At 73.4% G+C, this 21423-nt stretch carries 16 protein-coding genes; 10 read left to right on the top strand and 6 right to left on the bottom strand.

What is annotated here, in order from left to right; translation table 11 throughout:
- Positions 1–10: 10 nt before the first annotated feature.
- The gene (locus ACEQ2X_RS22985; RefSeq protein ID WP_370328220.1) at positions 11–370 is read right to left on the bottom strand and encodes an arsenate reductase family protein; all 360 of its coding nucleotides are present in this window, start codon (positions 368–370) and stop codon (positions 11–13) included.
- Between the two features lie 47 nt (positions 371–417).
- On the opposite strand from ACEQ2X_RS22985, the gene ACEQ2X_RS22990 reads away from it, so the two are divergent.
- The 4 genes from ACEQ2X_RS22990 (at position 418) to ACEQ2X_RS23005 (ending at position 6074) form a co-directional block, all read left to right on the top strand.
- Complete coding sequence (locus tag ACEQ2X_RS22990) at positions 418–1830, top strand: amidase (RefSeq protein WP_370328221.1); 1413 nt, start codon at positions 418–420, stop codon at positions 1828–1830.
- Positions 1827–3629 carry a hypothetical protein gene (locus tag ACEQ2X_RS22995; RefSeq protein WP_370328222.1) on the top strand — a complete coding sequence of 601 codons (1803 nt, stop codon included), beginning with the start codon at positions 1827–1829 and terminating at the stop codon, positions 3627–3629. Before ACEQ2X_RS22990 ends, ACEQ2X_RS22995 begins: the two co-directional genes overlap by 4 nt.
- Before the next feature lie 39 nt (positions 3630–3668).
- A complete protein-coding gene (locus ACEQ2X_RS23000) occupies positions 3669–4412 on the top strand; it encodes an SDR family NAD(P)-dependent oxidoreductase (RefSeq protein WP_370328223.1) in 744 nt (247 codons plus the stop codon).
- Between the two features lie 219 nt (positions 4413–4631).
- On the top strand, positions 4632–6074 hold the full coding sequence (locus ACEQ2X_RS23005; protein WP_370328224.1) for a transglycosylase family protein: 1443 nt from the start codon (positions 4632–4634) through the stop codon (positions 6072–6074).
- Positions 6075–6090: 16 nt separating this feature from the next.
- On the opposite strand, the gene ACEQ2X_RS23010 is transcribed toward ACEQ2X_RS23005, so the two are convergent.
- Both ACEQ2X_RS23010 and ACEQ2X_RS23015 read right to left on the bottom strand, forming a co-directional pair.
- Positions 6091–8007, bottom strand: coding sequence for an ABC transporter ATP-binding protein (locus ACEQ2X_RS23010; RefSeq protein ID WP_370328225.1), 1917 nt, complete (start codon positions 8005–8007; stop codon positions 6091–6093).
- 53 nt (positions 8008–8060) lie between these two features.
- Positions 8061–10022, bottom strand: a complete 1962-nt coding sequence (locus tag ACEQ2X_RS23015) for an ABC-F family ATP-binding cassette domain-containing protein (RefSeq protein WP_370328226.1) — start codon at positions 10020–10022, stop codon at positions 8061–8063.
- Between the two features lie 70 nt (positions 10023–10092).
- Between ACEQ2X_RS23015 and ACEQ2X_RS23020 the strand changes: the two genes are divergently transcribed.
- The 4 genes from ACEQ2X_RS23020 (at position 10093) to ACEQ2X_RS23035 (ending at position 15268) form a co-directional block, all read left to right on the top strand.
- On the top strand, positions 10093–10485 hold the full coding sequence (locus ACEQ2X_RS23020; protein ID WP_370328227.1) for a hypothetical protein: 393 nt from the start codon (positions 10093–10095) through the stop codon (positions 10483–10485).
- Between the two features lie 86 nt (positions 10486–10571).
- Positions 10572–12836, top strand: coding sequence for an HD family phosphohydrolase (locus ACEQ2X_RS23025; RefSeq protein WP_370328228.1), 2265 nt, complete (start codon positions 10572–10574; stop codon positions 12834–12836).
- A gap of 75 nt (positions 12837–12911) precedes the next feature.
- A complete protein-coding gene (locus ACEQ2X_RS23030) occupies positions 12912–14555 on the top strand; it encodes a thiamine pyrophosphate-binding protein (protein WP_370328229.1) in 1644 nt (547 codons plus the stop codon).
- A complete protein-coding gene (locus ACEQ2X_RS23035) occupies positions 14552–15268 on the top strand; it encodes an HAD family hydrolase (RefSeq protein ID WP_370328230.1) in 717 nt (238 codons plus the stop codon). The genes ACEQ2X_RS23030 and ACEQ2X_RS23035 overlap by 4 nt, the downstream gene beginning before the upstream one ends.
- 259 nt (positions 15269–15527) lie before the next feature.
- On the opposite strand, the gene ACEQ2X_RS23040 is transcribed toward ACEQ2X_RS23035, so the two are convergent.
- The 3 genes from ACEQ2X_RS23040 to lat all read right to left on the bottom strand — a co-directional run bounded on the left by ACEQ2X_RS23040 (position 15528) and on the right by lat (position 19683).
- A complete protein-coding gene (locus ACEQ2X_RS23040) occupies positions 15528–16532 on the bottom strand; it encodes a hypothetical protein (protein ID WP_370328231.1) in 1005 nt (334 codons plus the stop codon).
- 260 nt (positions 16533–16792) lie between these two features.
- Entirely contained in the window at positions 16793–18352 is a 1560-nt protein-coding gene (locus tag ACEQ2X_RS23045; protein WP_370328232.1) for an aldehyde dehydrogenase family protein, read from the bottom strand.
- Between the two features lie 20 nt (positions 18353–18372).
- A complete protein-coding gene (gene lat, locus ACEQ2X_RS23050; protein WP_370328233.1) occupies positions 18373–19683 on the bottom strand; it encodes an L-lysine 6-transaminase in 1311 nt (436 codons plus the stop codon).
- Positions 19684–19792: 109 nt separating this feature from the next.
- On the opposite strand from lat, the gene ACEQ2X_RS23055 reads away from it, so the two are divergent.
- Together ACEQ2X_RS23055 and ACEQ2X_RS23060 are read left to right on the top strand one after the other, a co-directional pair.
- The gene (locus ACEQ2X_RS23055) at positions 19793–20215 is read left to right on the top strand and encodes an Lrp/AsnC family transcriptional regulator (RefSeq protein WP_372530587.1); all 423 of its coding nucleotides are present in this window, start codon (positions 19793–19795) and stop codon (positions 20213–20215) included.
- A gap of 221 nt (positions 20216–20436) precedes the next feature.
- On the top strand, positions 20437–21411 hold the full coding sequence (locus ACEQ2X_RS23060; RefSeq protein WP_370328235.1) for an aldo/keto reductase: 975 nt from the start codon (positions 20437–20439) through the stop codon (positions 21409–21411).
- The last annotated feature ends 12 nt before the right edge of the window (positions 21412–21423 follow it).

Genomic DNA, 21423 nt, shown 5'->3' on the forward strand with positions numbered 1-21423 from the left:
GCCGGCGGGGTCAGGCCTTCAGCGTCGCGGCGAAGCGCCCCCAGGCATCCGGGTCGTCGCCGACGGACAGCTCCGTGCCGCAGCGGACCAGCGGCAGGTTGATGACGTCCGGGTGGCGGCACATCCGCTCGATCCAGTCCTCCTCGCCGGCGGAGAAGTACACCAGCCCCTCCTCGAGGTAGGTCTTCGAGGTCTTGTCGAGCACGGCCTGGACGCCGAAGGCCTGCACCCACTTGCGCAGCTCCCCCGGGGTCGGCGCCTTCCGCCGCACGTCGACGGCGTGGAACCGGATGCCCCTGTCGGAGAAGAACCGCTCCGCCTTCTTCGCGACCTTGTTCTTCGGGTGGGTGAACAGCTGCAGGTCTGCCATGGGTCGCAGGGTAGCGCCGCCGGACGCGGGCTAGGCTCCGCGCCGCGATGCGCACCGAGGACCTCGACACCGCGCCCGCCCTCGCGGCGGCGGTGCGGCGACGGTCGATCGGGGCGCGGGAGCTGGTGGTCGCCGCCCTGGACGCGATCGAGGACGTCGACGGGCGCATCGGCGCCACGGTCCACGTCGACGCCGATCGGGCGCTCGCGGCCGCCGAGGCGATAGACGAGGACGCGGTGGCGCGACCCGAGGCGCTGGGGCCCTACGCCGGGGTCCCGACGCTCATCAAGGACCTGAACAACGTCGCCGGCATGCCGACGACGTTCGGGGCACGGTCCATGGCCGACTTCACCCCGCCGTTCGACGACGAGGCGGTCCGCCGCATCCGCGCCGCCGGCTTCGTCATCCTCGGCAAGAGCGCCGCCCCGGAGGTCGGCAGCCTGCCGGTCACCGAGTCGGCGCTGCACGGGGCCTGCCGCAACCCCTGGGACCTCGACCGCACGGCCGGCGGGTCGAGCGGCGGTGCGGCCGCGGCGATCGCCGCCGGCTACGTGGTGGCGGCCCACGGCAGCGACGGCGGCGGCTCGATACGCATCCCGGCGGCCTGCTGCGGGGTCACCGGCATCAAGCCGTCGCGCGGACGGGTGTCGAACGCCCCGCTCTTCGGCGACCAGGTCATGGGCTTCGCGACCCAGGGCCCCCTCGGACGTCGACTGGTCGACGCCGCCGCCCTCCTCGACGTGATGCAGGGGCCGGCTCCGGGCGACCCGGTGGTCGTGGCGCCGCTCGACGGCTCCTCGGTCGAAGCGGTCGGGCGCGACCCAGGCCGCTGCCGCATCGGGGTGGTGACCGCCGTGCCGTGGGCCACCCCTGACCGGGCGACCGCGGCGGCCGTGGCGCGGGCCGTCGAGCTGCTCGAGGACCTGGGCCACGTCGTCGAGGCGCTCGACCTGCGGCTGCCGTCCAGCCTGATCGACGACTTCCTCCGCGTCTGGAGCGCGTCGGTCGCGGCGAACCCGCTGCCCGACGACCAGCTCGAACCCCACAACCGGCGCTTCGCAGCCGACGGCCACGCGCTGAGCGCCCCCGCGCTGCTGCGGGCCGTCACCAGCCTCCAGGCGGCCAGTCGCGGGGCCGCCGCGGCGAGCGAGCCGTACGACGCGGTGCTCGCGCCCGTGGTGACGCGGCCCGCCGTGGCGATCGGGACGTTCACCGAGCTGCCGCCCGAGGCGCTGGCCGGCGCCCTCGCCGAGTGGTTGGGGGTGACCCCGGTCGTGAACGTGACCGGCCAGCCGGCCGTGGCCCTCCCGGTCGACCTGAGCGGCGAGGGGCTGCCGGTCGGCGTCCAGCTGATCGGCCGGGCCGCCGGGGAGGAGCCCCTCCTGGGCCTGGCCGGGTCACTCGAGCGGGCCCTCGCCTGGGACCGCCGTCCGCCGTCCCCCGTGGGAGCCCGGCGGTGAGCCCCACGTCGGTCGGCACCGCGGCACCGGGCTGGCCCACGTCCGGGGCGACCCTCGACGCCGACCGGCTGCACGTGGTCTCGCGCAACCTCGACCGGACCCGGGTCGCCGAGATCGACATCGACGCGATGGCCGTGGTCCGCCAGCGCACCATCGGCGCAGGTGACGGGGCGTGGGGCCTCACCACCGCGCCCGACGGGGTCTACGTCGGGCTGTTCGGCGCCCGGGGATCGGGGAACCTCTACCGCCTCACCGGGGCGTCGAGCAGCGCGGTCGCCGCGTTGGCCGTCGACTACCTCTGGGACCTCGCCGCGGGTGACGACGGCAGCGTGGTCGGCGTCGGCGGCAACCCCGGGCTGGTGTTCCGCTACGACCCCGCGACCCGACGGGCGACCGACCTCGGCATCCTCACCACCCGGCAGCGCCCGCGGACCTGCGCCGCCGTCGGCTCACGCGTGGTGGTCGGCGGCAAGGACGACGACCGGGCGGTCCTCGTCGACCGCGTCGCCACCGGCGGCGCGGTGCGGTCCCTCCTCCCCGTCGCGCTGCGCACGGACGACACCGTCTACTGCAGCGCCGTCACCGGCGACGGGCAGATCGCTGTCGGGACGGCCGGCCGCGACCTCGACCGGCCCGCCATCGCCGTGATCCCACCGGGCCGCCCCGACGACGCGCTGGTGGCCCGCCTGCCACGGGAGGCGCTGGTCGACACCGTCGCCTGCGACGGCCAGGCCGTCTACGCCACCGCGCGGCCGTCCGGCGCGATCTACCGCCTGGACGGCGCCACCGGTCAGCTCACGCGCCTCGCCGTGCCGGTGCCGATGTCCGAGACCCGCCTGCTCGAGGTGGTCGACGGTGACCTGATCGGCGTGTCCGCCGACGGGAGCGCCTGGCGCCACGACGTCGCCAGCGGCGAGACCCGCGTCGTCACCGTCGACGACCTCGGCCTCGTCCGCCGGCCACAGCGCGGCCAGTCGATCTGCGCGGGCGCGGACCGCGTCGACGTCGGCGGGTCCTTCTCGATGACCCGGCACCGCCCGGCCGCGGGCACCGCGACCACGCGGTTCGTGCCGGGCGAGCCGAAGGCGATGGTCGACGTCGACGGGACGACCTGGTTCGCGGTGTACCCGATCGGTGAGGTGTGGGCCTGGCCCGCCGACGCCGATGCGCCCCACCGGGTCACCCAGCTCGACTCCGACCAGCTCCGCCCCGTCGCGATGGCCCACCTCGCCCAGCTCGACGCCCTGGTGTGCACGACCACCGACGACCTGCGTCGGAGCCTCCTCAACACCATCGACCCCGTGACCGGGCGCGTCGACGCGGTCGTCAACCCCCTGGGTGGCGAGGTCCTGGCCGGCGTCACGACCGCCGGCACGACCATCTACGTCGGCGGGTCCGGGAGCCGACCGTCGGTGGCGGCCTTCGACGCGGTCAGCGGCGCCCGGCTGTGGACGGTCGCCGACGTGATCCCCCAGGGCGGGTTCCTCCTCGGTCTGCAGGTGATCGGCCCCCGGCTGCTGGTCTCCTCGAGCCGCGGCTGGGTGGCGACGATCGACCTCGCGTCCCGCGCGGTCGCCGCGCCGGTGCGGGTGGCCCAGGCCGGCGGGCAGCTGCGCCGCACCGGATCGCGGGCGCTGCTCGCCACCGGCGACCGGCTGCTCCGCATCGATCCGGTGGACCGCAGCGCCACGACCGTCGAGTCGGGCCTCGACGGGCAGTTCTGGAACTGGCCGCCCATGGACGTCGACCCCGCGGGGCGAGCCTGGCTGCTGCGCGGCCGCGACCTCGTGCACACCTGACCCGTGCCCACCTGACACCCCAGAGGAAGGAGCAGACCCGTGCTCGTCGACCACCACGTCCTGGTGACCGGTGCCACCTCGGGCATCGGCCGATCCTGCGCCCGCGCCTTCGCCGCCGCCGGGGCGAACCTGACGGTCACCGGACGGCGCGGTGAGCGCCTCGCCGAGCTGGCGGCCGAGCTGGACGGGGCGGTGCGCACCCTCACCTTCGACGTGACCGACCGGGACGCCACCCTCGCCGCCCTCGCCGACGTGCCCGCTCCCGACGTGCTGGTCAACAACGCCGGCCTCGCGAGCGGGCTCGACCCGGTCCAGTCCGGCAGCTTCGCCGACTGGGATGCGATGCTGCAGACCAACGTCAGCGGACTGCTCACCGTCACCCGGGCGCTGCTGCCGAAGATGGTCGACCGGGGCCGGGGTCACGTGATCAACATCGGGTCGATCGCCGGCCACGAGGTCTACCCCGGCGGGGCGGTCTACTGCGCCTCGAAGCACGCCGTCGACGCGCTCACCAAGGGGCTGCGCCTGGACCTCCTCGGCACCGGCGTCAAGGTCTCCACCGTGGATCCCGGCATGGTCGAGACCGAGTTCTCCACGGTCCGGTTCCACGGCGACGCCGACCGGGCCGCCCGCGTCTACGACGGCATGGACCCCCTCACCCCGGACGACATCGCCGAGGCCGTGGTATGGGTCGCCGATCGGCCCCGCCACGTGCAGGTCGCCGAGGTGGTGATCCTGGCCGGGGCGCAGGCCAGCGCGACGCAGGTGCACCGCCGCAGCTGACCGTCCGGCGTGCCCCGGACGGTCAGGTGGACGACCGTCGGAGCCCCACCTGAGGTGTCAGGCCTGCACTGATGGGCGAGAGGGGAAGAAATCCGACCGGGCATCCTTGGCGCTCGCCCGCGCGACCTTCCCCCTCGCGGCTGCCACGTCCCGCCCTCGCGCGGAGTCGGCCCCCCGCTCGCGCCCCCACGCCTCCCCGACCCCGAGGTCACCCACCCGTTGACCACGACCATCGACATCGTGCACCAGCTCGCCCGCAGCGGGCGGGTGCGCCAGCTCGCCGCCGGCGCGAGCCTGCACGACGTCGTGCGCCGGATGAAGGGCACCGACGGGGTGGGGCTGCTCTACGACGGGGCGGGCTGGGACGCGGCGCGCATCGCCGAGGAGCTGGGATCCCACCCCCGCCAGGTCCGCGCTGACGTCGCGCGCGCCCGCCTGGCCGCGGTCGACGCCGACTGCACGCCGTGTGCCCGCCACCTCGACGGGTTGATGACGTTCGCGGCGGACGCCATCGAGCACTCGATGGGCTGCGCCGAGTGCGCGGCCACCCGGCGGGCGCTCCGCGCCGGCAAGCTCGCGCTCCGCGACCGGTGGCGCACCGACCGGACGGCCCCCACCACCCCCCTCGACGGGATCGCGTCCGCGCGCCCGGGACCCACGCCGAGCCCCGGGACCGCCTGGCGCGACCGGCACACCGAGCGGGTGCGCCGCGCCGCGGTCGAGCTGACCGCCGCCTCGGCTGCCACGGCCGCCGACGTCGGGACCGAACCGTCGACCCCGACCGCCGCCGAGCCGGCCACCGGCCGGCAGGGCGACGCGGCCGAGGACGCCGAGCGGACCGCGCCGAGCCGCGGGCCCGTGCTGTCGCTGCCGGACCGCACGCCGGGGCGGACCCGCATCACCGCCACCGCCGAGCCAGAGGGCGACGTCGCGGTCGACCCCGGGACCGCGACCGGACGGCGGCGTGGGCGCCGGCTGCTGCTCGCACCCGTGCGCGCCCTGCACCGCGTCGTGGTCACCGCGCTCGCGATGGTGATGGCGCTGCCGGGACGACTCCCCCGCGCGGTCGTGCTGGTCGCGCTCGTGGTCACCGGTGCGGTGGGCCTGGTGGCCGCGACCGCGGACACCCGGACCCCGCGCATCGCCGCCGACGGCCCTCCAGCTGACCTCGCATCTCCGGGTCTCACCCCCCCGGGCCTGGCGACGTCGCCGGCCGCGGTCGATGCGACCGCCACCCCCACCCCGGCGGTGGGATCGGCGGACCTCGTGCAACCCCTCGCGCTGACCGCCGCCCCGACCCCGACCCCGACGCCCACGCCGACACCCACACCCACCCCGACCCCGACCCCGACCCCGACGGTGGATCCGCGGGACCGGATCGTGCCGACCCCGCTGCCGGCCCCCGAGCACCCCTCGGACCCGACGATCGCCACCTGGCAGCGCCTGGCGCAGTGCGAGTCGTCGGGCAACTGGGGGATCAACTCGGGCAACGGCTTCTACGGCGGGCTGCAGTTCACGCTCGACAGCTGGCGGCTGGTGGGCGGCTCGGGGATGCCCCACGAGCACTCCGCCCTCGAGCAGATCCGCCGGGCCGAGCGGCTCCTCGGCCTGCAGGGCTGGGTCGCCTGGCCCGTCTGCTCGGCCAAGCTCGGGCTGCGCTGACCCCCGGCGGGCGGCGCTACGCGCCGGCGAACTGGGTGCGGTACAGCTGGGCGTAGCGCCCCTCGGCGCTGACCAGCTCGGCGTGCGTGCCGCGCTGGGTGACCACCCCGTCCTCGATGACGAGGATCTGGTCGGCGTCGACGATCGTGGACAGCCGGTGGGCGATGACCAGGCTGGTCCGGCCCGTCAGCGCCTCCTGCAGGGCGGCCTGGATGCGCTCCTCGTTGTCGGAGTCGAGGTGGCTCGTGGCCTCGTCGAGCACGATGATCGCCGGGTCCTTCAACAGGACGCGGGCGATGGCGAGGCGCTGCTTCTCACCTCCGGACAGGCGGTAGCCGCGGTCGCCGACGACGGTGTCGTAGCCGTCGGGCAGGCCGGCGATCACGTCGTGGATCTGCGCGGCCGCGCAGGCCGCGCGGATCTGGGCGTCGGTGGCGCCCGGTGCGGCGTAGCGCAGGTTGGCGCCGATCGTGTCGTGGAACAGGTGGGGGTCCTGGCTGACGACGCCGACCGCGGCTGACAACGACGCCAGGGTCAGGTCGCGGACGTCGTGGCCGTCGATCTGGACCGCGCCGGACCCGACGTCGTAGAGCCGGCTGACCAGGCTGAGGATGGTCGACTTGCCCGCGCCGCTCGGGCCGACCAGCGCGACGGTCTGCCCCGCCGCCGCGGTGAAGGAGACGCCGCGGAGCACCTCCTCCCCCGGACGGGTGTCGAGGACGTCGGACCAGGAGTCGAGGGAGCTGATGGTCGACTCGCGGGCCGTCGGGTAGGCGAAGTGCACGTCGTCGAAGACGACCTCGCCGCGCGGCTCGTCCAGGTCGACGGCGTCCGGCGCGTCGGCGATGGGGTGGGCGATGTCGAGCACCTCGAAGACCCGATCGAAGCTGACCAGCGCGGTCAGCACCTCGACCGGGGCGTTCGAGAGGGCCGCGAGGGGTTGGTAGGCCTGGGTCACCAGGGCTCCGAAGGTCACCAGGTCCCCGATGCTGAGGGAACCGGACAGCGCCAGGCGGCCGCCGACCAGGTACACCGCCGCGGTCCCCAGCGCGCCCATCAGGCTGAGGATCACGAAGAACATGCGCCCGACGACCGCGGTCCGGACGCCGATGTCGGCCACCCGGCGGGCCGAGGCGCCGAAGGCGTCGGTCTCCTCCTCGGGGCGGCCGAAGAGCTTGACCACCATCGCGCCGGCGACGTTGAACCGCTCGGTCATCGTGGTGTTCATCTCGGCGTTGAGCTCCATCGACTCGCGCGTCAGGCCCTGCAGCCGCTTCGCGACGCCCTTGGCGGCCAGCACGAAGAAGGGCAGGACGGCGAGGGTGAGGAGGGTCAGCTGCCAGTTGATCGCGAGCATCAGCCCGACCGTGGCCACCACCTGGACGACGTTGGCGACCAAGGTCCCGAAGGTGCCGGTCAGCGCCGACTGGGCGCCGACGACGTCGTTGTTGAGGCGGCTGATGAGCGCGCCGGTCTGGGTGCGGGTGAAGAACGCGATCGGCATCCGCTGGACGTGGTCGAACAGCGCGCGCCGCAGGTCGTGGATGAGCTGCTCGCCGATCCAGGCGGACTGGTGGCGCTGGGCGACGCTCAGCACCCCGGTCGCGATCGCGGTGCCGACCAACCCGAGGGCGAGCCAGGTGACCTGCGAGCGCGCGCCGGCGGCGGACAGCGGATCGACGTCGGCCGTCGTCGCGTTGAGCGCGTCGACGATCAGGCCGATGAGGCGGGCCGGGACGACGCTCAGGGCGCTGGCGCCGGCGATCAGCACGATCAGCCACACCAACCGCCCCCTGTACGGCTTCGCGAAGCTGGTCCACACCCGCCGGATCAGGCCCTTGCGGAGGGGCGTGTCGGCGTTCTGGCCGCGCCAGACGTGCCCGATGCCGGGTGACATCGGGCGGCCACCCGCCATCCGTGGGGAGAACGACATGGCGCCATGATGCCCGCGTCGGCACGCCGCCTCCCCGGCGGGGCCGCCCCGGGTCAGCTGACGGCGGCCTCCGCGGCGTCGAGGGCCTCCACGAGCCCCTCCCACTCGGCGGTCGCCGCGGCCGCGCGCTCCTTGGCCTCGCCGTGGCGGCGTGACAGCTCGGCGGCGGCCTGCGGGTCGTCGTATGCGCCCGGGGCGGCCATCTCGCGCTGGACCGCCGCCACCTCGTCCTCGGCGGCCATGAGCGCCGCCTCCGCCTTGCCCAGTCGCGTCCGCAGGTCCTTGGTCTCGCGGTGCAGGCGGTTGCGGCGCTCGGCCTCGGCGCGCTTGTCCGCCTTGCGGTCCGCGGGCTCACCTCGTGCGGCCGCGCCGGCCGCCTGCGGGTCGAGGGGCCGGCCGAGGTAGTCGAGGCCGACCTTCTCCGCGTAGCTCGCGTAGTCGCCGAGGTGCACCCGCGCGGTCTGGTCGCCGACGGCGATGATGACGTCGGCGACGTTGCGGATCAGGTGGCGGTCGTGGCTGATCAGCACGACCGTGCCCGGGTAGTCGAGCAGCGCGTCCTCGATCACGTCGCGGCTGGCGATGTCGAGGTGGTTGGTCGGCTCGTCCATGCACAGCAGGTTCGCCGGGTGGGCGATCAGCTTGGCCAGGGCGACCCGGGCCCGCTCGCCGCCCGACAGCACGCTGATCCGCTTGTCGGCGTCGTCGCCGGAGAACAGGAACGACCCGAGGACGTCGCGGGGGTTGACCGTCGAGGTGTCGACGGAGGCGGCGACCTCCTGCAGGGCGGTGCGGTCCATGTGGAGCGCGTCGACCTGGTGCTGGGCGTAGTAGGCGACCTGCACGTTGTGGCCCAGGGTCCGCTCGCCCTCGTCGGGGGTGACCGCACCGACGAGCATCTTGAGGAGGGTCGACTTGCCCGCCCCGTTCGGACCGACGAGGGCGACCTTCTGCCCGCGCTCGAGGGCGAGGTCGAGGTCGCGGTACACCACGTTGTCGCCGTAGGCCTTCGACACGCCAGACAGCTCGATCACCGTCCGCCCGGACCGCGGCGCGGCGCCGAAGGACAGCTTCATCGACTTCCGCCGGCTGTCGGGCGCCTCGATCGCGTCCATCTTCTCGAGCATCTTGATGCGCGACTGGACCTGGGCCGCCTTCGACGCCTTGTAGCGGAACCGCTCGACGAACCGCTCGATCTCGGCGACCCGCTTGGCCTGGTTCTTCGCCTGCGCGGCGAGCTGCTCCTGGCGCTCGGCCCGCTGGGTCACGAACGCCGCGTAGTCGCCGGTGTAGGTGGTGACGCGCCCGTCGGCGACCTCGACGATCCGGTTGGACGACGCGTTGATGAAGTCGCGGTCGTGGCTGATCAGGATCACCGCGCCGTCGTAGCCGGCGATGAACTGCTGCAGCCAGCCGACGCTCTCGAGGTCGAGGTGGTTGGTGGGCTCGTCGAGGAGCAGGACCTCGGGGTGGCGCAGCAGCAGGCGGCCCAGCGCCACCCGCATCATCCACCCGCCGGAGAGGGACCGGACCGGCTGGTCGAGGGCGGCCTCGTCGAAGCCGAGCCCGCCGAGGATGCGGCGGGCCCGCGCCTCGAGGTCGTAGCCGCCCAGCAGCTCGAAGCGGTCCTGGAGGTGGCCGAACTCGGCCAGCACGGACTCGTCGTCGGGGTCCTCGGCCATGGCCATCCCGAGCTCGGCCAGCCGCTCCTCGATGGCCTTCACCGGCACGCCGTCGACCACGAGGTCGACGGGGGTGGGTGCCCGGTCGGCGTCCTGGGAGGCCGCCCACTCGGCGATGTCCTGCTCGAGGACGCCGATCTCGATGCCCTTGGCGACCGCCACCTCACCGGCGTCGGGCTTCTCGACGCCGCTGATGATCTTCAGGAGCGTCGTCTTGCCCGCCCCGTTCGGCCCGACGATCGCCGTGCGGGTGCCGGCGTCGAAGCGGAGGCTGACGTCGGCGAAGAGGGTGCGGCCGCCGAAGGCCTTCGCGACGCTGTTGACGGTGATCATCGACCGGCAGGCTACGACGATCGACCCCGAGCGCAGCGGGCTGCACCGCCCCCGCTAGTCTTCCGGCACTGTGAGCTTCGCGTCCATCCACGGCTACGTGATCGGGATCGCCATCATCGGCTCGTGGCTGGTGGTGATGCTGTTGGCCCTGGTCCTCCGACTCGTCCGCGCCGACGCCGACAACGGCTGGTTCTGGCGGGTCGTGTCCGTCGCCCAGGTCCTGCTCGTCGTGCAGCTGCTCGCCGGCGCGGTGCTGCTGATCATGGGGCGGCTGCCGTCCGCGCACGCCTTCGACAACATCTTCCACCCCCTCTACGGGCTGGTGTTCCCGGGGATCGTCCTGTTCGTCGGCCACAAGTGGTCGCGGGACGGGCGCATGCACCCGCTGAGCGCGTTCGCGCTCGTCGGGCTGGTCAACTTCGGCCTGACCGCGCGGGCGTTCATGGTCGCCGTCGTCGGCTGACCGACCGCCACCCGCCGCCGTCCCGACGTGGCCGGCGGCAGGAAATCGGGCATGTTCGCGATCGAGGTGGGACACTGGAGGTCGTGGTGAGCGACGAGAACCGCACGACCTGGCCTGCGCGCATCGGCGCGCTGGTCCTCGCCGTGCTGGGCCTGCCGGCCGTCCTGGGCCTCAGCGCGTTCTTCACCGACGCCCCGATCGTGGTCGGCGAGCCGTCGCCCCGGACGGTCATCGCGCCCGAGGAGATCCGCGTCCTCGACGAGGAGGAGACCGAGCTGGCCCGCCGGCAGGCCTCCGACGCCGTCGAGCCGGTCGTCAGCGAGAACCTGACCGCCCAGACCCAGCTGATCCAGTTCGTCGTCGACGCGTTCGCGGTCGCGCAGTCCGTCCGGGCGCCGGGCGTGGACGGCGAGGTCCCGAGCCGCAGCCAGCAGATCGACGTGCTGAGCCAGCGCCTGCCGATGCTCGACACCGAGGCGATCACCCTGCTGGTCGGGCTGACGGACTCCGAGCTGAACACCGCCCGGACCGAGGCGGTCGACATCGCGCGGAGCGCCGCGGCGACCGACATCCTCGAGGGCGAGGTCGAGGACTACGCCAACTCCGAGCTGCAGTCCGCGCTGGCGCTGTCGACCGTGGGCCCCGAGGTGGCCTCGACGATCCTCGACCCGGTCCTGCGCGAGGCGCTGCGCCCCACGATCACCGTGGACCAGGAGGCGACGGCCGCCGCCCGGGAGGCCGCGGCCGAGGACATCGTCGACGTGGAGGTCCCGTTCCGGCGGGGCACGCCGATCGTCCGCGCCGGCGAGGAGGTCACCCCGGTCCAGCAGGCCGCGCTGCAGCAGGCCGGGTTGGAGGGGTCGGACCCGACCGCCGAGTTCGCCCAGGCGCTGCTGCTCAGCGTCATCCTCACCTTCGTGGTCGCGCTGTTCCTGCGGACCTACCGCCCGATCATCTGGAGCACCGGCACGCACCTGCTGCTGATCGCGACGCTGCTGGTGCTGTTCACCACCATCGCCGTGGCGATCAACACCGTGGACCTGGGGGGCGGGGAACGCCACTTCCTGGTGCCGGTCGGTGCGATCGCGATGCTCGCGACCATCCTCTTCGACGCCCGCGTCGGGGTGCTGCTGGTCATCCCGATGACGGCGATCGTCGCCTACGAGATCCCGGGCCTGCCCGGTCTGGTGCCCTTCGCGGCGGTCTCCGGCCTGCTGTCCATCCCCCTCGTCGGCCGCCTGACGGCCCGCGGGCAGCTGCGCACCGCGGCGTGGCAGTCCACGGTCGCCTACGTGTTCCTCGCCGGCGCGTTCCACGTCGTCTACGCCGGGCTGGACGGGCTGGTGCCGGCGCTGCTGTTCGGCCTCGGCAACGGGGTGTTGACCGCCCTCATGGTCAACGGTCTGCTGCCGTTCCTCGAGAGCCTCTTCGGGGTGATGACGGCCACGAGCCTGCTCGACTTCGCCGACCGCAACCACCCCCTGATGCGCGAGCTCGAGCTGAAGGCGATCGGCACCTACAACCACTCGGTGATGGTGGCCACGCTGGCCGCGAGGGCGTGCCGGGCGATCGGGGCGGACGCGCTGCTCGCCGAGGTCATGGCGCTGTACCACGACATCGGCAAGGTCGCGAAGCCCTACTTCTTCGTCGAGAACCAGGTCGCCATCGCGAACCCCCACGACGAGCTGAACGACCCGCGCCAGAGCGCCCTCATCATCCAGCGCCACGTCACCGACGGCGTCGAGATGGCCACCGTCCACAAGCTGCCGCCGGAGATCGTCGACGGGATCCGCACCCACCACGGCACCACCGTCGTGGCCTACTTCTACCGCCAGGCGCTGAAGCGGGCCGAGGACGGGTTGGCAGCCGAACCGGACGAGGCCTTCTTCCGCTACAAGGGCCGCAAGCCCTTCACGCGAGAGCAGGCCGTGCTGATGCTCGCGGACTGCACCGAGGGCGCGGTCCGGGCGGCGTCGTCGAGCGATGGCGGGATGGGTCGCGACACGATCACCTCGATCGTCACCGGGCTGATCGGCGACCGCGTCGCCGACGGGCAGCTGGACGACTCGCCGTTGACGTTCGCCGACCTCCGGACCGTCGAGCAGTCGCTGATCGAGGCGCTCGAGGGCGTGTACCACCCGCGGATCCAGTACCCGAAGGACCCGAAGCGGGCAGCGGAGGCCGCCGACGAGGCGCGTCGTGAGACCGAGGCGGAGGCGCGAGCGGCCGAGGAGGCCGACCAGGCACGCGCCGAGGACGCCGACGGGCACCGCGACGACGAACAGGAGGGGGATCAACGACCCTCCGACCCCTCCCCCGACCACGTGACGAGCTCCGCCGAGCGGCGCTGAGCCCTCCGCGGGACGCGGCGTCCGGCCGGTGGCGGCTGCGGGCCGCGCGGGGCGGCGTTCGCTACGTTGTCACCCATGGCAACAGGTGCAGAGGCGCTGGTCAGGGCGCTGGGACGCGTCAACGCGCACGTGGTGTTCGGCGTGCCGGGCGCCCACAACCTGCCCCTGGTCGTCGGGCTGCGCAGCCAGGGCGTCCGCTTCGTCGCCTGCACCGCGCCCGGCGCCGCGGTCCGGGCCGCCGACGGCTACGCGCGCCGCACCGGCCGCCTCGGCGTGGTCGTCAACGGCCCGTCGTCGGCGCCGCTCGGGGATCGGCCGGAGGTCGGTGAGTCCGTCGCGTCCGAGGTCCCGCTCCTGATCATCGAGGTGGGGGTCGCCCCGCCCGGGCCGCCGGGTCCGGGTCGCGCACCCGCACCGGTCGAGGTCCTGGCCCCCCGACACGTCGACCACGTCGTCGAGCTCGGGTCGATGGACGACGTCGTCGCGGTCCTCCGCCAGGTCGCGGACACGGCGCTCTCGGGCCCCCGCGGGCCGGTGGTGCTGCACCTCACCCCCGGGTTCCTCGTCGCGCCGGCGGCACCGGAGCCGGACGAGGACGGACCGGAGCCGCCCACCAAGCCGGCCACCGGATCCGTCGAGCACGTCCAGCTGCGCCGCGCCGGGAACATGGTCGACGCGGCTCAGCACGTGTTGATCTGGGCGGGCGGGGGTGCGATGCGGGCCGGTGCCGGCGGGGCGATCGCCGAGCTGGCGGAGAAGGTCGGGGCGCCCGTCGTCACCACCACACAGGCGGCGGGCCTGCTGCCGGCCCGCCACCCGTGCCTGGTGGGGCTGCCGCCGCACCTGCCGGAGGTCGGGCGGATGTGGGACGAGGCCGACCTCGTCGTCGCGGTCGGGACCGACTTCGACGTCCAGTCCACCCAGGGGCTGCGGATGCCCGAGCCGGGCACGTTGATCGCGATCAACACCGACCCGGTGGACGCCGGGCGGCACTACCGCCCCGACGTGCTGCTGCGCGGCGACGCGAAGGTGCTGACCAAGGCGCTCTCGGACGCGGTCAGCTACCGCGGCGGCACCGCGGTCGTGCGGTCCCGGCTCCAGGAGCTGCGCGCCGGCGTGCGCCGCGAGCTGCGGGAGTCGGACCCGACCGAGATGGCCTTCCTCGAGGCCGTCAGCGCCGCCCTCCCGGACCGGACGACGGTCGTGGCGGATCCCTCCGCGGCGGGTCGCTGGCTGGCCGCGTTCCACGAGTGGACGCTGCCGCGCACCCTGCTGTTCCCCGATGACCTCGACACGGTCGGCTACGCCCTCCCGGCGGCGATCGGCGCGGCGGCGGCCGCGTCCCACGAGCCCGTCGTGGCGATCGTTGGTGACCAGGGCCTGCTGGCCGCCCTCGGCGAGCTGGTCGTCCTGGCGCGGGAGAAGCTGCCCCTCACCGTGATCGTGGTGGACGACGGCGGGGCCGGCCGGCTCCGCCCGCTGCTCCGCCAGCTCGGGGAGGATCCCGGCAGCTTCGACCGTCAGAGCCCCGACTACGCGGCGACGGCGCGGACCTTCGGGCTCCGCGCGGACCGGATCGACGCGCTGGACGACGAGCTCACCGCCGCGCTGCGCGCGCACATCGCCGCACCGGACCCCACCGTGCTGGTCGTCGAGGCGCGCCTGCGCCCGCCGCCCACCGACGAGAGCCGGTGGTACCGGGCAGCGGCCGAGCCATGACCCTCCGGGCCGTCTGCTTCGACTGGGGCGGGACGTTGGCGCGCCACGTCGAGGTCGAGCTGATCGACCTGTGGCGGGCGGCGGCGACGGTGCTCGATCCCGATGACGACGGGCGGCTGACCGAGGTCCTCGTGGACGTCGAGCGCCGTTCGTGGGGACGGACGCAGACGACGATGCGCTCGGCCCGGTTGATGGACCTGCTGCGCGAGGCGTCGGAGGAGCTCGGGCTCGACGTCGCCGAGGCGGTGCTGTCGACAGCCCACGACGCGCACCTCGACGCGTGGACCCCGACGATCCGCCACGTCCCCGAGGCACGCGCCGTCCTCGAGGACCTCCACGACCGCGGACTCGCCGTCGGCCTGCTGTCGAACACCCACTGGCCCCGGTCGTTCCACGAGCACTTCCTCGAGCGCGACGGCCTGGCCGACCTCATCGACCAGCGGATCTACACCTGCGAGCTCGACTGGATCAAGCCGCATCCCGAGCCGTTCCGCCTCCTCGCCCAGCGCCTCGGCGTCGATCCCGGCGAGTGCGCCTACGTCGGCGACCGCCCGATCGACGACATCCAGGGCGCCCAGGGCGTCGGCATGCTCGCGGTGTGGGTCGCCAACGACCACGCCCCCGGCGACGGGCGCGCCGCCGACGCGATCATCGAGGACCTCGCCGAGCTCCCCGCCGTCCTGGACGGCTGGGGCGTGTCGGGGGCCCTCTGACCTCTGACCGCCCCGCGCGGATGGATTCGACATCCTGAGCGGGGTCGAGCGGATGGATTCGACATCTCCACGGTGGCCACCACGGAGCAGGGTCACTCCTCGCGGTCAGGATCCCGCAGGTTCGCGGGCCCGCCGTGGCGTGTTCACCCGCCGGCGGTGTCGATTCCATCCCGGGTACCGGCACCACGGTGTCGATTCCAACTCGGAGAGCGCACGGCACGATCGGGCACCTCCTCCCCTCCCCCTCCCCCGCCCGCGGTCAGCCCAGCGGGATCGTCGTCCGGAGGGGGACGCGCCGAGGCGGTTGGGGAGGGAGGGTGAGGGGCCGGAGCTTCCCCGCCAGGACGAGCCCCTCCCGTTCCTCCCGCACCCGGTCGATGTGCGCGGCGATCGGGATGGGCTCGTGGATCATGCTCTTCGTCATCACGAGCGTCCGGCAGTTCCCCAGCTCGAGCGCCATCATCCGCGTCGCGTCGGTGTCCGCCCGGCCGTCGTGCACCCACCCGTAGTACTCGATGACGAGCGCGGCGAAGACGTAGATGAAGTCCACCCGGATGTTCGGGAGGACGGTGACCTGGCAGTCCGGGAGGTGGGCGCAGCGGGAGAACACCTCGTCGAGGGCCAGCCGCTCGCCCTGGCTGTCCACGTCGAAGGTGCCGGCCTCGGCGAGCTCGAGGAGGAGCGCCGCCCCCGGATGACGTGGTAGCGCGGCCCACGCCGCCATGAGGTCGACGGTGAGCAGGCGCATGTGGTTGCGCGTCGCATCGACCGCGTCGATGAGCCGTTGCACGTCCTCATCGCCCCACTCGACCACCAGGTCCGCGAGCGCCCGAGCAGGCCCGGCGAGCCAGAGCCCCCTGTGGAGCACCCGTTCGGTGCGGGTGAGGTCGGCGTGGAGGACGTGGAAGGGATCGGTCGCGATCCGGACCCGGTCCCCTCTCTGGACCAGCAGGACCGGGCGACCTGATCGCGGCGCGATGCCCGTGACCCCGTAGCCCTCTAGCGCCGCCGCACCGCTGATCACCGGACGTGGCCGGCCGCTCGACCCGTGCATGTAGGACTGCGCCAGCCACGCGTCCTGCAGGACCGGGACGAGGTCGTCGACGATCCGGTACCACCCCGGTGCGAGCCGCTCGATCAACCCCTCGCGGAGCCATGCGGTGAGGTGCGTGTCGCGGTAGCCCGCGCGGAACACCTGCTTGCGGCAGAACACCCTGCCGGGGTTCCTGGCGGCGAGCACGGCGATTGCCGCGGGCAGCTCCATGCCGGAACCATGGCCTGTCCCACCCCTCCCCCGTCGCCCTTCGCTCTCGCAGTTGTGGATAACCGGCGCGCCGACGCCTCGCCCCTCGGATGGAATCGACAACCCCGGTGGTCTGTACTGGGCCCGTGGTCACCAGAACAGGGCCGTCACCCGCACGATGACGCCTCCTGCTGCACACGAGCGTGGTGGGACGATGTCGAGTCCATCCCGTGGCCGGCACCGACGATGTCGAATCCATCCCGGCGGAGGGGTTCGAGGGGTCAGTCTGACAGGCGGAAGTCCAGGTCGGCGGGGACGTCCTCGATGTCCATCTGGGCCTTCTGGAGCTTGCCGGCGTAGTCCCAGTTGACCGACTGCCAGCGGGTGAACTGGTCGAGCACCCACATGCCGGACTGGCGTGAGCCGTTGCCCGACTTGCCGTTGCCCCCGAACGGGAGGTGGGCCTCGGCGCCCGACGTGGAGTTGTTGATCGACGTCATGCCGGCGCTGACCCGCTCGGCGAAGCGGAACGCGGACGTCGGGCTGGTCGTGTAGATCGACGACGACAGCCCGTAGCCGTGCCCGTTGGCCAGCTCGATGGCCTCGTCGAGGTCCGCGAAGGACCCCACCCCGACGAGGGGCCCGAAGGTCTCGTTCGCGTACAGCTCGTCCTCCGCGGTGATCCCGTCGACGATCGTGGGGTGGCAGAAGATCCCGGCGTCGGGATCGCCGACGAAGCCGTCCCGGGGGTTGTCCGCGGTGATCCGCCCGACGCCGGTGGATCCGTGCACGGTGTGGTGGCCCTCGATCGCGTCCAGCCACCCGAGGTAGGTGTCGCAGAACCGCTGGGAGATCATCGGTCCGTACAGCACCCGGTCGTCCATCGGGTCGCCGACCACGGCGGCACGGGTGGCCGCGTCGAAGCGGCGGAGGAACTCGTCGTGGATCGACTCGTGGACGAACACCGTCCCGAGGGAGGTGCAGCGCTGCCCCGCGGTCCCGAACCCGCTGAACAGCGCACCCTCGACCGCGAGGTCCAGGTCGGCGTCCGGCATGACGACGAGCGGGTTCTTGCCGCCCAGCTCGAGGCACGGCGTCTGCAGGTGCCGTCCGGCGAGGGCACCCAGCTCACGGCCGACGGCGACGGACCCGGTGAAGCCGATCTTGTCGACCACGCCGGCCTCGAGGCCGAGCTCGATCCCCTCCGACGTCGATGCCCCGTCGGCCAGGACCAGGTTCAGCACGCCGTCGGGCAACCCGCCGGCCCAGAACAGCTCGGCGACCGCCTGGGCGCTCGCGGCCGCGTACTCCGCGGGCTTCCACGTGACCGTGTTGCCGCACAGCAGCGCCGGCACGAGGTACCAGGACGGCACCGCCACCGGGAAGTTGCCCGCGGTGACCACGACGATCGACCCGACCGGGCGGCGGAAGGTGAACAGCTGCTTGTCCGGCATCTCCGAGGGCACGGTCTGGCCGTACAGCCGACGCCCCTCCCCCAGGAAGAAGTCGCAGGTGTCGACCATCTCCTGGACCTCGCCGAGCGCTTCGCCGTGGGGCTTGCCGATCTCGCGGGTCACGAGCGTCGCCAGCGCGGACTTGTTGGCCTCGATGATCCGCCCGATCTGCTGGATCACGCGACCGCGGCGGGGTGCCGGCGTGGCAGCCCAGGCGCCCTGGGCGTCCTTGGCGGCCCGCGCGCCCGCCAGCACGGTCTGGGCGTCACCCAGGTGGACGGTGGCGACGTGGTCGGACAGGTCGGCGGGGTTGTCGAGGGACAGCTCGCCGCCGGGGGCGCCCTCGACGTGGCGGCCGGCGATGGACGAGGCGATGGTGCGGGACATGGGTGGTGCTGCTCCGGTGGCTAGAGGCGTGCGATGACTCGGTCGAGGGAGTCGACGGCGTGGTCGAGCTCGTCGGTGGTGACGGCGAGGGAGGGGCGGAACCGCAGCGTGCGCGTGCCGCACCCCAGCATGAGGACCTGCTCGTCGGCCATGAGGCGGGACACGATCGCGTCCCGCACGTCACCGTCCGGCACGTCGATGGCGCACAGCAGCCCTCGTCCGCGGGCGTTCGAGACGACGGCGGGGTGGCGGGCGGCCAGGTCCTCGAGGCGCTCGAGCAGGTGCGCGCCGGTGGCCTTCGCGGCGGTGATCAGGTCCTCGGACTCGATGACCTCGAGGATCCGGCGGGCGCGGACCATGTCGGTCAGGTTCCCGCCCCAGGTGGAGTTGATCCGGCTCGACACCGCGAACACGTTGTCGGGCACCTCGTCGACGCGGCGGCCGGCCATGATCCCGCAGACCTGCAGCTTCTTGCCGAAGGCGATCACGTCGGGCTCGAGCCCCATGCCCTGGTGCGCCCAGGCCGTGCCGGTGATGCCGGCGCCGGTCTGGACCTCGTCGAGGACGAACAGGGCATCGTTGGCGTGGGCCAGGTCCTGCAGGGCCCGCAGGAACTCGGGTCGCAGGTGGTTGTCCCCACCCTCGCCCTGGATCGGCTCGGCGATGACGCAGGCGATGTCGTGGGGGTGGCGGGCGAACGCCGCGGCGGCCTGCCGCAGGGCCGCGGCCTCCTGGGCCTCGACGTCGGCGAGGTGGTCGGCGACCGGGTGGGTGACCTGCGGCGCGTCGATCCGGGGCCAGTCGAACTTGGGGAACCTCGCCACCTTGGCGGGGTCGGTGTTCGTCAGCGACATCGTGTAGCCGCTGCGGCCGTGGAACGCCCCGGTCAGGTGCAGGACCCGTCCGCCGGCGGCGGCGCGGCCGTGGGCGGCGTTGTGCCGGCTCTTCCAGTCGAAGGCGACCTTGAGGGCGTTCTCGACCGCGGCGGCGCCGCCCTCGATGAAGAACCAGTGCGGCAGCGCCGGGTCGCCCAGGACGCGGTCGAGGGTCTCGACGAAGCGGGCCATCGCCACGGTGTAGACGTCGGAGTTGGCCGGCTTGTTCATGGCCACCTCCAGCAGCTCCTCGCGGAAGGCGGCGTCCTCGACGAGCCCCGGGTGGTTCATCCCGAGCGGCGACGAGGCGTAGAACGTGAAGACGTCCAGGTACCGGGTGCCGTCGCGCGCGTCGACCAGCCACGACCCCTGCGAGGCGGCGGTGTCGAGGACGATCGGGTAGCCGTCGATCAGGAGGTGCTCGCCGAGCGCGGCGTGGACGTCGTGTGGGCGCATGAGGTGAGTGTCCACGGGGCGAGCGTCGACCGCGCCCGACGGATCGTGGAGGTGGCATCCTCGTCGTCGACGATCTGACCAGTGAGGAGACGGAACGACCATGGACCGGATGGACCACGCGATCGTCCGCGAGCTCGCGGAGGACGGTCGGCTCAGCATGGCCGAGCTGGGGCGCCGCGTGGGCCTCAGCCGCACGGCCACGCTGTCGCGGGTCCGGCGCCTCGAGGACGAGGGCATCATCACGGGGTACCACGCCGCGGTCCGGTACCCGAGCGACCCGGGTCACCACGTCGCCCGGGTGGGGATCCTGACCGACACCCGCGACACCGGCCGCTACGTCCGCCGGCTCGCCGGCCTGGCGGCGTTCCGCGAAGCCGAGACGGTGTCGGGTGCCTTCGACCTGCTGGTGCGGTTCGAGGCGCCGACGTCGGCGGAGCTGGACGCGGTCCTGGACGAGGTCAAGTCGTGGCCGACGACGACGCGCACCACGACGTTCGTGGTCCTCCGCCGCTACGGCGCGGACCCCCCGTGACCGGCCCCCCGGCCCGTCCCGGCAGTCTTCACACGACCGAAACGCGACGGCCACCGCCCCGCCACGCAGCGGGCCTACGGTTCCCCCCGGCTGGTCGCCTCCCTCGCTTGTGCGACTTGCCTCCCGGCCACGGTGAGCTATCGGCTCGGCTCACCGTGGCCTCTCTCCCCTCTCCTCGCCCTGCGCGCCCCTCCACCGGCGGGCGCATAGGCTGCCGCTCCATGGAGCACGTGCGGTTGGGCACCACCGGACTGAAGGTGTCGCGGATCTGCCTGGGGATGATGTCCTACGGGGACCCGGGGTGGAGGGACTGGGTGCTGCCGCACGACCGGGCCCTGCCCCTGGTCCGCGCCGCCGCCGACGCCGGGATCACCTTCTTCGACACCGCCGACGTCTACTCGATCGGTGTGTCGGAGGAGCTGACCGGCCGGATGCTCCGCGAGGTGTTCCCCCGCCGCGAGGACTACGGCCTCGCGACCAAGGTGCACCTACCGGTCGGTGACGGGCCGAACGACCGGGGGCTCAGCCGCGGGCACGTGATGGACGCCGTCGACGCCTCGCTGCGCCGGCTGGGGGTCGACCACATCGACCTGTACCAGACCCACCGCTGGGACTACGACACCCCGATCGCCGAGACGATGGAGGCCTTGCACGACGTCGTGCGGGCCGGGAAGGTCCGCTACATCGGGGCCTCGTCGATGTACGCCTGGCAGTTCGCGAAGGCCCAGCACGTCGCCGCCGCCAACGGCTGGACGCCGTTCGTGACGATGCAGAACCAGTACAACCTCCTCTACCGGGAGGAGGAGCGGGAGATGATCCCGCAGTGCCTCGACATGGGCGTCGGCCTGCTCCCCTGGTCGCCGCTGGCGCGCGGCGTGCTCGCCCGCCCGCTGTCGGACACGAGCACGACCCGGGCGCGCTCGGACCACTTCTCCCCGGTGCTGTACGGCTCCCGCGAGGAGCCGACGATCCTCGACGCGGTGGGTGCGGCGGCGGAGAAGCACGGCGTGACCCGCGCGCAGATCGCCCTCGCGTGGCTGCTCCAAAAGCCCGGTGTCACCAGCCCGATCGTCGGGGTCACCAAGCCGTCCCACCTGTCGGAGGCCGTCGCCGCGGTCGACGTCCCCCTCGACGACGAGGACCTCGACGCCCTCGAGACGCCGTACCGGCCCCGGCCGGTGCTCGACCACGACTGACCGGGCGGAGGG

This window comes from Euzebya sp. (assembly GCF_964222135.1).
In the GTDB taxonomy this organism is placed as follows: Bacteria; Actinomycetota; Nitriliruptoria; order Euzebyales; family Euzebyaceae; genus Euzebya.